Consider the following 13,291-nt stretch of genomic DNA (forward strand, 5'->3'; position numbering starts at 1 on the left):
AAGATTGGAAGAACAGCCATACATCTGATTGGAAATGCACACATAAACACATTCATTCATCAGTTCGCTCATTCATAAAGACATATATCCAATCATTCAGATTATTGTTCGTCTGTTCGGACTTTATGCCAGTATTATGTTTGCTCTTTATTAAATGATTTTGATTGTCTGAAGTGACATCCTTTCATCATGAAGGCTGAACATACGTCCTTATGACCGAGTGATTGACCAGTCGTACAAATGACTGAATCTGCAAACTAAACATCAGTCATTCAGAAAAAGATTACCGGATTTCCGATATTGCCGACCATTACCGACCGATTGCCGTCCATTGCTTACCGGACAAATCCAAACCGCTCCGAGGTTTGTTACGGACATACACACAAACATTCATAAGACCATGCCAATTCTCCACCTGCCGGGGCTGACATCCGCATATATTTCAGCGTCCGTATTATTCCTCATGGCTGTTGGCATTGGTATATTACCTTAATTCCCCAACATGGGGATTAGAATTTACTTCACATATATACACCCATTCGTTTCATCGGTTTACTTTCCTGATTATGGCGTACTTAAATACGCGGCAAGGTATGTGATATGCTGCACCAAATAGAATTTGCAGCACATCACCCTTGCCAAGTAAACTTGGTTGCGTTTGCTCCAAAGTCGCAACCGCCATAGTTCAACCACTGCGCTCCGCAGATTTAGACATTCTGATTTATGACATACACATGACTCAAAACCACAATAAGGCCGGACGCAAGCCGAAGATCGACACCACTGTCTTCCGTTGCTCTGTGAACTTCACGGCTTCCGAACAGGCCATGCTGATGGCGATGTATGATAGGGTTCAGGTTGAATCCATGTCGGCATTTATAAAAATGGTACTGTTTGAAAAGCCATTCAAAGTATTCTATGTTGACGAGAACACAAGGATATTCATTGACAAACTTTCTTCCCTCAATTCTCTCTACCGCACCGTCGGCGTGGAGTACGGATTGCTTGTGAAGACGCTCCGGGAGAATTTCACCGAGGCGAAGGCTATGCGGGCCCTGTATAAACTGGAGCAACAGACAATCGAGCTTGTGAAAGTCAGCCAACAGATTGTGGAGCTTGCCCGGCAATTCGATGAGGCATGGTCGCAAAAATCTCGTTAGGCAACTCGCTTTATGCCGCCCTGACTTACAACGCTGAAAAGATAAACAAGGAGAAAGGCCGCTTGCTCGATACCAACAAAATATACAATGACGGTTCGGGGTCGGTCAACACGCATAGGGTTTATGAGGATTTTCAGCGTTGGATGCCGGCGCATACCAAGACGGAGAGGCCGATGATGCACATATCTCTCAATCCGCATCCCGATGACAGGTTGAGCGACACCGATTATACCCGGCTGGCGCATGAATATATGCAGAAGATGGGATTAGGCGATATGCCTTATTTAATTTTCAAACACGAAGACATCGACCGCCACCATATCCATATAGTGGCGTTGCGGGTAGGCACTGACGGAAAGGCGGTGTCGGACAAAAATAATTTCTATCGCAGCAAGGACATCTGCCGCGAACTTGAAAAGAAATATGACCTGAAACCTGCCGAGCGTCAGAGGGTTTCTCCCGATACTCCAATCATGAAAATTGACCCTGCCGACGATCTGAAACGTCAGGTCGCCAACACGGTCAAGCTGGTGGGTATGCGCTACCGCTTCCAGACAATGGGCGAGTTCAACGCCATTCTCTCCTTATATAATGTAAAGGCGGAGCAGACGGACGGGCGGGTGAACGGTCGCGAGTATCATGGATTGGTATATTTCGCCACAGATGATAACGGAAAGGTAATCGCCAATCCCTTCAAGGCTTCAAGACTCGGCAGATTTGCAAGCCGTACAGCCATAGACGGCAGGTTTGAGCGGGCGAAAAAAGAGATTGACGATAAGGCGTTGGCACAGCGCACAAAACGGATTGTGGCTTCCGTTCTCATACGGTCATCCGGCAAAGAGGACTTTATTGAGCGGCTGAAAGCCGAGAAGATTGATGTAGTGTTCCGATACACAGCCGAAGGACGGATATACGGGGCGACATTCATCGACCATAATACGAAGTGTGTCCTCAATGGTTCAAGATTGGGCAGGGAGTTCTCTGCCAACGCTTTTGAACAGCGTTTCAATGGAGGGCCCGCGGTTGATACGCCTGTTGTGCCTGTTCAAGATATTCCGGAAGACAATGCTCGCACAGCAGGCAACGAGAACCGAAATCAAACAGACTCGGATAGTTCCCGAAGCCAATCACAGCCTCAGCCCGAAGCCCGGACTGATTCCCGTCATGGTCATGCCCATACAGACAACTCCGATTATATGCCTTCTATACCCGGCCTTGACCTGTTCCAAGTCGGGCCCGGCTATGACCCGGAGGAAGAAGCCTTCTACCGTGCCATGCAGCGCAGAAAGAAAAAAGGTCGCAGACCGAAGTTTTAATTTTTCAAAACAACCGATATAAAAAATGAGCCAGCAGGAAGATGACCTGAGAGCCTTGGCAAAAATCATGGATTTTGTCAGGGGCATAAGTTTCGTTATTGTCGCCGCAAACCTATTGTGGTACACGGGACTTAAAGTAGTGGACAGCAACTGGTTTTACATAACCGCATACAAGATTCTGAATAATCTGAACAACAATTGCGGTATGTTCAATAATCCCAATAACGCCAAATGGTTCGCGCTGATGTTGCTTGCCATATCGTGCTTCGGAACAAAAGGCGTTAAGAAAGAAGGCATAAAGTGGAAACATATCATCGCCGCCTGTGTCGGAGGATTTTTCCTTTTCATGGGATGCTGGTGGATGCCGTCGCACGACTGGCTTTACACCTATATCATATGCACGGTTACGGGATTCGTATCAATGCTGTTCGGCGGGATATGGATGAGCCGTGTCCTGCGTGGCAATATGATGGACGACCGTTTCAACAACGAAAACGAATCGTTCATGCAGGAGACACGCCTGATAAAGAACGACTATTCGATAAATCTGCCGACACGGTTCTATTATAAAAAGAAATGGAACAACGGTTGGATCAACGTCGTCAATCCGTTCCGCGCCTCGATAGTGCTCGGCACACACGGTTCCGGCAAGTCATACGCCATTGTCAACAACTATATAAAGCAGTGTATTGAAAAGGGTTACAGCGGCTATATCTATGACTTCAAGTTCCCGGACCTGTCGCTTATTGCGATGAATCATCTCAACAAGCATCAGGAGGGATACAAGGATGCCGTTGTGCCGGAGTTCCGTGTGATAAACTTCGATGATCCGAAGCGGTCACACCGTTGCAATCCCATTGCTCCGGAGTTCATGACCGACATATCGGACGCATACGAAAGTGCCTATACCATAATGCTCAACCTTAACAAAACGTGGGTGAGCAAGCAGGGAGACTTCTTTGTCGAATCTCCGATTATCCTGTTCGCTGCGATAATCTGGTTTTTGCGCATATACCAAGACGGCAAGTATTGCACGTTCCCCCATGCGATAGAATTCCTTTGCCGGCCTTATGCCGACATTTTCCCGATTCTGACCTCTTATCCGGAGTTGGAAAATTACCTTTCGCCATTCATGGACGCATGGCTCGGCGGAGCTCAAGAGCAATTACAGGGGCAGATAGCATCGGCTAAAATTCCTTTGACAAGAATGATCTCACCGCAGCTCTACTGGGTCATGTCGGACAGTGAGTTTCCTCTCGACATCAACAATCCGGAACGGCCTATAATACTGTGCGTAGGCAATAATCCCGACCGTCAGAACATCTACGGGGCAGCATTGGGATTGTATAATTCCCGTATCGTGAAACTCATCAATAAGAAGAATAAATTGAAGTCGGCAGTCATTATTGACGAGCTACCGACGATATATTTCAAGGGCTTGGACGGACTAATCGCCACTGCAAGAAGCAATAAGGTGGCGGTCTGTCTCGGTTTTCAGGACTTCTCGCAGTTGAAGCGCGACTACGGCGACAAGGAAGCCGCGGTTGTGATGAATACAGTCGGCAATATATTTTCCGGGCAAGTGGTCGGAGAGACTGCAAAGACACTGTCGGAGCGTTTCGGAAAGGTGTTGCAGAAACGGCAGTCCATCTCAATCAACCGTCAGGATGTGAGTCATTCTTTCAACACCCAGATGGACAGCCTTATTCCACCAAGCAAAATCTCCACATTGACACAAGGAATGTTTGTCGGTGCCGTATCCGACAACTTCGATGAACGCATAGAGCAGAAGATATTCCATGCCGAGATTGTGGTTGACAGCAAAAAAGTCAAGGAGGAAACGGACGCCTATTCCCCAATTCCCGTAATCAATGACTTCATAGACAAGTCCACCGGAAAATGCGAGATGGAACGTACCATCCAAGAAAACTACAACCGCATTAAGGCGGAAGTCAAGAGAATTGTCTTTGATGAGAAACTGCGCATAGCAAATGATCCCCGCCTTGCGCCGCTACTATATCGAAAATAAAAAATGCTCCATTTATCGAGGTTGCGCCATGCTGCACCTTTGATAAATGGAGTTTTTACCTTATCAACTTTCTCGCTTCCAAAGCGGCTGTTCCTGCCAATCCTGTTGGAATCCCATTGCATTCAAGTCTATCTCCGGGTGTCCCGACATCAATTCAAGTATGTTACGCTTCAGAGAATTATTGGGCTGAATGGACTGTTCCAAATAAGCGAGGCAACAAAGTTGTCCGTATAGTTTTTCCGGCCTGCGAAGTGGCGTTGCTATCCATTGTCCCGGCAGGTTGGCAGGATATTTTGGTATCACGGAAAAACGTCTGTTCCACAAGCGTGCATGGTGTGCGCAGCAGTTGCGGAGCACGGCAGCGCATTTCATCCAATTTTCAAGGAACAGATACGACGGCAACTGAAAACTGCGTGATATAATCTTTTTTATCTCGTTGTCAGCGATATTGCTGTACAGCTTTGACAACGTGCCAAATGATGCGACCTCCATAGTCTTCCAAGAAGGAGGACAATCCGGCTCATCATATTTATCATTATGCTCTTTTATAAATTCTTCATGAGACCGCGCTATTTCTTCCTTTAATTTCTCAATACAGGATTGGTGTATTTCCGCATCTTTGAATAACGCTGAATCAAGAAACCAGAACGCCCCATACTTCATTGAAAGAAAATGGCTGACACGTGTTCTGAACGCTATCTCTATATTCTGAATTGCAGAGAATATGATATTACGCAGATGTTGGTCAAAAGCATATAACGTAAGAACTTCATCAAATTTCGTGTCAGCTTTGAATTGACGGGACTTGCGGTGTTCAAGATGTCTCCAGTAACTTGCAAGGCGAAAATAGCTGATGGAAAACAAGCCCTCAAGTGCTTTGTCTTCATCGGCGAATATCATTCCTCTCTCTTTTAGCAGCGCAATCTGAGCGGAGAAATCTATCGGATGCTTATCGTATCTCATGTGTATATAAAAACCGAAGTCCCACCGTGGTACGCATCAGAGAGAGGCGTGGTGGGAACTGTTGATGCAAAGTTAGTAAAAATCCTTCACATGACCAAATACTTTGTCGTTATCGGTTGAAAATAATGCCGATACTTATTCAAATGAGCGGGCAACCCTAATTGGGCGGCCCGCTCATTTGAGTATCCGTAATAATCATACGCGCATACCGACAGGTCCCTGTCGTTGTGGCGGCACATAGTATTCCTGACTGTAATCCGGCTTAGGTTCTGCGACCATAGTCTTTTTTCCTTCATTGGATTGTGTCGGAACACCAGTCGTCTTCGCCGGAGATTCATCATGTTTTATTTCCTCTCCGTCATTTGGATTCTCCTGTTTGGGCGCGAGTTCGGCTGCGATCTTACGGTCAAGGGCGGCAAGGTCGGATTTAAGTTGCTTCAACTCATCTTCCTTGCCCCATGTCTTGGCGACAATGCCTTCCAGCACTGGAATATCCGCCTTCATCTTGGCTGTACGTTCCTCATGCTGGGCGATAATGTCTGGCAAACGATCAAGGGCGTTGACAAAGTTCATACAGGCAGCATGGGTATCGGACATGGCTATGAAACCGTTGTTGTACTTATATTTATAGCCGCCTTCAACTACAAAGCGGTTCTGGATCCCCTCACGTCCATCAATGACAGTCCTCTCACTTATTATGGAGATTGGGAAACCATATACTTCTCCGATACGGAGATACTGGCCATGCGTATCGGTACGTTGGGCCAACCCCTGAAGATGCACACCCATATTCTTCTCATCCTTGAGTTGAAAATTGTCTATGCTCAGACCATTCAGAGGGTTACCGTCGGCATCTCTTTTGACCGCCGACGAATATCTTTCATAGTCGGCCCGCATACGCTCAACGGCAACCTCATTGTTATGGATGTCAACCCTGATGGTTTTCAGACGGAACTCTGAATCGCCACGGCCTTTGTTGAAAGATTTGCGCTCGCTCTCCAGTGAGGCTATGCGCTTTTCAAGTTTCGCCTTTTCCAAAAGATCGGTATTGCCTGACAGGATAGCCATGTATTCCGAGAAGTTCATTCCCGTTTTTTCATCCATTGCTCCCTCGTCAATGGTTCTCGCACCGAGTGCGCCACTCTTCAGCTGGGCAATGAACGTGGCCTTGCAATGAAGCAGATTGAACTTGTAGGAGTCAAGCGACTTCTCTACCGCATAGATGATTACGTCCACCTTATTGTCAGCGTAAAGTTTGGCTATCTCGTTCCCGGCTCGTATCCCGCGACCGTTGCGCTGTTCAAGGTCACTCGGTCGCCATGGTGTGTCATCATGATGAATCGCCACACACCTTTTCTGAGCGTTTACTCCGGTGCCGAGCATTGATGTGGAGCCGAACAGAACGCGGATGTCTCCGTCGTTAGTGGCTTGTATCACAGCCTTTCTCGACCGTTCGGTCTTACATTCTTGTATAAACCTTATCTCATGGGGCGGTATGCCGTAATCCTCTATAAGCTTTCTCTTGACCTCGGAATAAAAATTCCACTCTCCCGGCTTGTAAGTCCCAAGATCGGAAAATACAAACTGTGTGCCGCGCTGCTCATCATACTTGTGATAGTATTCGGCTATCATCTTGGCGCAGTGCGAGGCCTTGTTGTTCGGGTCATCGGAGTATGATGGATCTATCATTCTCATGTCAAGAGCCATTTTTCGGGCATAGTCGGTGGCAATAAGCATCTTCGCTTTCTCCTCGGTTTCAGACAATGGCGCACGACCTAAGATTGTGGCATCACCGCTTTTGGCAAATTCCATAAGTTTCTGGATAAATTCCTCCTGCTGTGGCGTGGGCGGGATATTGTGCAGTATCTCATTCTTCATCGGTCGGTCAACGCCGACATCCTCGGCTGTGCGGTAGTCGGTTATCTCATTGTAGAAAGCCGCCAGTTCCGGCACCTTGATGAAGTATCGGAAACGCTCCTTTGCGACTATGTTGTTTGTGACATTAAACTCATAGTCGGTAGTCTTCTTTGCGAAGATAGCCGCCCATGCGTCGAAACACCGAATCTCCTGCCTTTCAAGTTCTTTCGGGCGAAGATACTTGAACAACAAGTAAAGTTCTGTCAGAGAATTACTGATTGTAGTACCCGACAGGAATGTAGCACCGAGGTCTTTGCCCGTCCGTTCCTGAATAGTGCGTATGGCATAGAGTAGATTGAGCGCGCGTTGGGAGCCTTCGGAATTGCCGAGCCCGGCAACCCGGTCGTGACGGGTGTTAAACATGAGATTCTTGAACTGGTGGCTCTCGTCCACAAAGATATGGTCAATGCCCATTTGCTTGAAATCCACGACGCTGTCCTTGTTCTGCTCCATCTGATATTGGATAGTCGCTATCTTGGCTGTCAGGTTTTCCTTGCGCTTGATGAGCCCTTTCAGCATACCGCGCGATATGTCATGCCCTTGCTGCTTGACAACTTCGAGATTTTCCTCCACTGTATCAAGCTCAGCTTGCAGAATCTGTTGCTGCATTTCCGGCGACTGGGGTATCTTGCCGAACTGGTCGTGCGACATGATGATACAGTCATAGTCGTTGTTCTTGATCTGGTTGAAAAAGGCCACTCGGTTCTCTGCCTTGAAACTCTTTTCATCGGCATAGAGGATTCTCGCATTTGGATATGCGGTCTGATATGTCATCGCAATTTCAGCGACATTCGCCTTCAGGCCGATAATCATAGGCTTGTGGGCGAGTCCGAGACGCCTCATCTCATGCGCCGCAATGCACATTATCAGCGTCTTGCCGCACCCTACCTCAAAATCGCAAATACCGCCTCCGTTCTGTTTAAGCATCCAGACACAATCTTTCTGCGAGGGATACAATGAATGCACCCCGTAGCGGTCGCCAAGCATCTTCAGATTCAGGTCGGGGAATGTCTGATGTGAGCCGTCATACTTTGGACGAACGAAGCAGTTGAACTTGCGGTTATACAGATTCACAAGACTGTCCTTTACCTCGGCCGGCTGTTTCTCCAGCCATTCGGAGAATCCGTTTCGGATCTCGTCAATCTTGGCGTTTGCGAGCTGTATCGCCTCGGCATCCGGCACCTTTATGTCATTGCCGTTGTCATCCTTGCCTATGGATTTCTTTATGTCAGGTACGGTGTTGTGCAGTGCGTGTTTCAACAGGCTCATGCCGTCATAGACACGGTAATAGCCGCGCACGCAATATTCCTCCCATATCTTCATGTTCTTGCGGCGGGCGTCACATGAGAATTCATCCATAGATGAGGAATAGTTGATTTTCACATCGGTTGCATACAGGCAACTCATATAGTCGGAGTACAGCTGTGTCGGTATCCACCGTTCACCGAAATTGAAATCAAGCTCATCAAATGCAATCTTCCGTGGCGTGGCTTCCTCCAATGCCTTCAACGAGTCTTTCGACAAAGCGATGAACGGCTCAATGCCGTCAAATCCGGGGAACCCTTTGATGCGTTCTTCCTCACGTTCAATCCATGCCTGAACATCCTCGGCTTTCTTCACTACATTTCCGGCTATGAACCGGTCAGCGATCTCATAATTCTCCACAAGAGGATTATAATATATGTGTCCCTGCAAAGCCTCGGTCATTTCATCCTCGCCCATGCCGACAAGCGACGACATATATTCAAGATTCACGCCGCCGAATTTATTAAGCGAGGCTGACAATGCTTCCATCGGGGTATCAACCGATGTTATCTCATCAATGGCGAATGAAACAGGATGATCGAAAATGTCTGCCTTGACATACTGACCGTTTTCGGCCCGTTCAAGTGCCAGCGCGTCACGCCCGTTGGCATCCATAAGAATGAATTTCACATTTGCTTTCTCGTTGAGGTTGCCGTATCTCTCCACGAACTCATCATAATATTCATTGAGGTGTTCACGCATATCAGCATTTTCCTCATGCGTTTCAGCCTCATAGTGATAGAGCTGCTGATACGTTTCCGACATGGTTATATAGAGAATGGCGCGTTTCTCCTGCTCCGGTTTGACTGGGAGCGGAGTGAATGTCGCACTATTCTTGCGGACCTCCGAAAGAAAACCGACCTGCCCCTTGTCAACGACCATAGAGCCGTTGTGATGGAAATGCTGAATATCCTCCGAAAATTTACGGGGCGACATATCCTTTTCTTCCGGCATTGCCACCGTCTTTTCTGCCGATGACACTCTTGGCTGAGGGACGAAATCACCTTTTGATATTTCAATGATTGTGCCGTCTTCTGTAATTGTCTCTTTCTTTGCCGCCTCCAATGCCTCTCGCTCCGCTTCCATTTCCGCCATCTGGCGGTGTGCTATGCTCATCATCGTTTCATAGAAGCCGTTGATGGGCGGATTATCCTCCCAGTTAAGAGAACCGTAAAATTCCAGTTCTTTCTCGGAGAGCGGGCGGAATTTCTTGGCAGTAGCATCTGAAATTTCTATTTTCGGGGATGGCTTCGGTTTTTCTTCCTCCTGAGCCTTTGGATGTCGTGGCTGACGCTTCGGTTTCTGCAACGGCTCCAGCTCCCCGAAAAGATTATAGGCGAAAAGACGCGGGTCGGGGTTGTCGTTGAAGTCAGGACTGCCATCCGTTTCAATCTCCTGCGGTTGCGGCTTTGCTTCCGGCATTGGAGTTTCAACAGGTGCAGGGGTAGGCTCCGGTTCAACAGTTGGCGGGGGCGTTATAGTTTCCGTAGGCTTTAATTCCTCCGTTTGTTTCTGCTTTGGATCTTCAAGCTGTTCGCATATAGCCACGCGCTGCCCGGCCCTTACGAGCTTGGGGAGATAGGTGTCGAGGGCATGATGCGGAAAACCTGCCAGTTCGATACTGCCGGCTTTGCCGTTGCGCCGTCGGGTCAGTGTTATGCCGAGTATTTCCGAAGCCTTGACAGCATCGCCCCCCATCATCTCATAGAAGTCGCCCACACGGAACATCAGTATCGCGTCCGGGTGCTTCTTCTTCATCTCCTTGTATTGCGTCATCAATGGAGTGTCTGCAACACGCTTCGGTTTTTCTACCTTATTTTCGGTGGAACGCTTGACAGATTCAGGCGTGGGAGGTTCAGGCGTGGAAGGTGTAAGAGTCCTGTTATTATAGAAGTCCAGATTGAGGCGCAGTTTCAGCGATTCATCGAGTGCCTTCCGCATATCGGCTGCAATACCATCAACTCCGCCCTCATGCTTATAGATGACAGCCGGTTTGCCGAACTGGTCTGTGCCAACCTTTGCCTCCGTGCATATAACATTCTGTGGAAACGCCGCAAAATATTTATTGTTGGGAACTTTTGTCACGTTGTCAACAATGGACTGGATAAAAAATTCCTCATCGGCCGACAACGCTTTTTTGTTGGTATGCTTCTGAAGAATAATCAGGTCTGACCCGGCATCAGTTCCGGCATTGTCGGAGAATGTGTTGTTGGGCAGACGGAAAGCACCGACAAGGTCGGCACGGCGCATCATTTCCATGCGCACAAAGGGACTGGCGGCATTCATCACCCCCTGTGAGGCAATAAATGCCACTATGCCACCCTCATGCACGGAGTCCAATGACTTCAGAAAGAAGTAATTGTGGATAGTCTTTGTTGACTGGCGGTAAGCGATCTCCTTGCTTGTTGCATATCGGGGGTCGGCAACCGCAAAGTCCCCGAAAGGAATATTTGATGCGGCAACATCAAAGTATCCCTCAAAATCAGAATCAATCTTCTCAAAGCCGCTTATCTCGGTTGATATTGACGGATGCAATGCGGACAATATTCTGCCCGTAAGCAAGTCTTTCTCAAATGCCAGCGTTTCGGCTCCGGGGTAGCGATGCAGGAAAGAATCAACGAAAGCGCCTTGCCCCGCTGACGGTTCAAGGAACTTTTCAATCTTCACGCCTCTGTCACGCAGGGCTTCCGCCAACGCGTCAATAACAGGCGCGGGAGTATAGAACGCGGTCAGGACGGATGCTTTCAGCGAGTCCATGTAGGCGGCAAACTCCCGGTCATTCTTGGAATAGTCATGAATCATCTGCCGCAGCTGGAATGTCTGTGCGAACAGCGGCCTGTCGCTCTCGCTCCATCGGGCAGCATCGGCGAGTTCATCAGCGTCATTCAGGATACATTTCAGGCCGCCGAATCCGGCATACTTGGATAATTCGTCGCGCTCCGATTCATTGGGCGCACGGCGTTCAACACCGAGGCGCAGGGCAACCCTTATAGCCTCGATGTTGTCGCGCATGGTCTGCTGGCGGTTATAGCTCATAGCCGTCGAGTATATCGGTTATCGCTCCGAGAAGCTCATAACGCAGTGACGGATATTCCTCTTTCACAAGAAAATCTCCGTTGACCTCATATCGGTCAAGAATTTCATTTATTTTTTTCAGTCCGGCCAGATGTATTGCCGTGACTTCCCATACCGATGACGGCAACCTTTTCCAGCAATCTTCTTCAAGGATGGCATGGACTACGTCATAGCGTGACACATATAACCCTTCCAATAGAGTGCGCATCGCCATTTCATGGCATCTGTGCGGAGAGTGTCCGGCTGAAAATTCACCGGTATATGTATCAAGAGCGGCGTCGGCTCTGCTTTCTATAAATCTTGTATTGTCCTCTTTTTCAAAATGGTGTTCTTTTATATGGGCACGAAGATACTGCACATAGAAATCCAGTTCGGTCTGTTCCGTGGCTTTCATATCGTTATGTATTATCGTGGCTTGACCGCATGGAGTATTATGTCAGGAAGCGGCCGCCGGCTTATGCGCCGGTAAAAGGACGGGCGGGGATTATCCCGCCCGCCATATTACATATTTATTTGCTGTCGGGATTTTCTGTTGCAAAGATGTCAAGGCAATGTCCCGCGATGAGATTGTACAGGTATTCCTCGTCAGGAGTGAGGTCAACGGGATATAATCCCGTGGGGATGATGCCGTGGTGGGAATGGTAGCTACTGTCGGCAGTCCATATAGGTTCCTCTCCAGTTATGTCGGCAGCTCTGGCTTTCATCCCCAAAGTCGGGTGATGGCTCAGGTTGGCGGCGCAGTAAGCGATCGACTCTTTCAGATATTCCGGCAAGGCGGTCTTCGGCTCATCATCGGGATAGCTGATAAGCCCCTTGTTGTAGAGCGAGTATGCCACTCCGGTAGTCTTTGCGGGAGACCAGCCGCGACGGTTGTTTCCTTCATGCTTCAGATTCTTCATTGACCATACGGTTCTTTCAACGGGAGCGTCGCCGAGGTCATTGACACCTTCCATCGGTCTTGCCCCGATAGTGTATTCCGCTATCGCGTTGTCGTGAAACTCTCCGAAGCCGGGAACTTTATCCACAGGGTTGTCTATGGCTTCCAGTATTGACTGGCGTGTCACGGAGCGGAGCCACACTCTCGCAATCTCACGGGGCACGTTGATATAAATGGCGAGGCTCGCGAAGATCACCTCTCCGTTTGCGGAGGGCTTCATGGCGTTGTAAACAACATCGGCATTCTTCCAGAGTTTCTCGATGATGCTGACCTGCGCCATATCTTTGTCGCTTGGGCGGCGGTTGCCTTTCGGCCCTTTCCCCTTGCTGTCCTTGCGGATACTGAAGTTGAAGTTTTCAGAGAAGGTCTCATCGGCTGTCATATCGGAGCATACCGAAAACTGGAACTTGGATTTGGGAGTGGCGGAAATGATGTTGCCGCCGGTCCATGTGACTGCGATATTGCCTTTGCCGAAATATCCTTTGTTGAGCACGTTTACTCCGAGTGCCTGTGCGATCGCCTTGGCAACAGTGCGGCTTTCTGTTATGATGACTTTGTTATTCATTCTTTTATTTTTTGTTTGAGGGTG

Annotated in this window: 7 protein-coding genes; 3 read left to right on the forward strand and 4 right to left on the reverse strand. The window is 48.5% G+C overall.

The window, feature by feature from the left end:
- Window positions 1-734: 734 nt before the first annotated feature.
- From NF347_RS04175 to mobC, 3 genes are read left to right on the forward strand one after another with little or no spacing between them, the layout of a single operon-like run.
- Entirely contained in the window at window positions 735-1,160 is a 426-nt protein-coding gene (locus NF347_RS04175) for a plasmid mobilization protein (protein WP_123542916.1), read from the forward strand.
- Complete coding sequence (mobB, locus tag NF347_RS04180) at window positions 1,139-2,476, forward strand: conjugal transfer protein MobB (RefSeq protein ID WP_107681956.1); 1,338 nt, start codon at window positions 1,139-1,141, stop codon at window positions 2,474-2,476. The genes NF347_RS04175 and mobB overlap by 22 nt, the downstream gene beginning before the upstream one ends.
- A gap of 25 nt (window positions 2,477-2,501) precedes the next feature.
- Window positions 2,502-4,505 (forward strand): conjugal transfer protein MobC, encoded by a 2,004-nt coding sequence (mobC, locus tag NF347_RS04185; RefSeq protein ID WP_123542914.1) that lies wholly within the window; start codon window positions 2,502-2,504, stop codon window positions 4,503-4,505.
- 63 nt (window positions 4,506-4,568) lie between these two features.
- Here the strand turns inward: mobC and NF347_RS04190 are convergent, their stop codons facing one another.
- The 4 genes from NF347_RS04190 to NF347_RS04205 form a co-directional block, all read right to left on the reverse strand.
- Window positions 4,569-5,468: an Abi family protein gene (locus NF347_RS04190; RefSeq protein WP_107036420.1), complete on the reverse strand. Its 900-nt coding sequence runs from the start codon at window positions 5,466-5,468 to the stop codon at window positions 4,569-4,571.
- 195 nt (window positions 5,469-5,663) lie between these two features.
- Window positions 5,664-11,726 carry a MutS N-terminal domain-containing protein gene (locus NF347_RS04195; protein WP_237613033.1) on the reverse strand — a complete coding sequence of 2,021 codons (6,063 nt, stop codon included), beginning with the start codon at window positions 11,724-11,726 and terminating at the stop codon, window positions 5,664-5,666.
- Entirely contained in the window at window positions 11,716-12,159 is a 444-nt protein-coding gene (locus NF347_RS04200) for a DUF1896 family protein (protein WP_107681728.1), read from the reverse strand. Before NF347_RS04200 ends, NF347_RS04195 begins: the two co-directional genes overlap by 11 nt.
- Window positions 12,160-12,274: 115 nt before the next feature.
- On the reverse strand, window positions 12,275-13,267 hold the full coding sequence (locus tag NF347_RS04205; protein WP_107036418.1) for a DNA topoisomerase: 993 nt from the start codon (window positions 13,265-13,267) through the stop codon (window positions 12,275-12,277).
- Window positions 13,268-13,291: the final 24 nt, after the last annotated feature.

The organism is Paramuribaculum intestinale, from assembly GCF_030759015.1.
GTDB classification, from domain to species: Bacteria; Bacteroidota; Bacteroidia; order Bacteroidales; family Muribaculaceae; genus Paramuribaculum; species Paramuribaculum intestinale.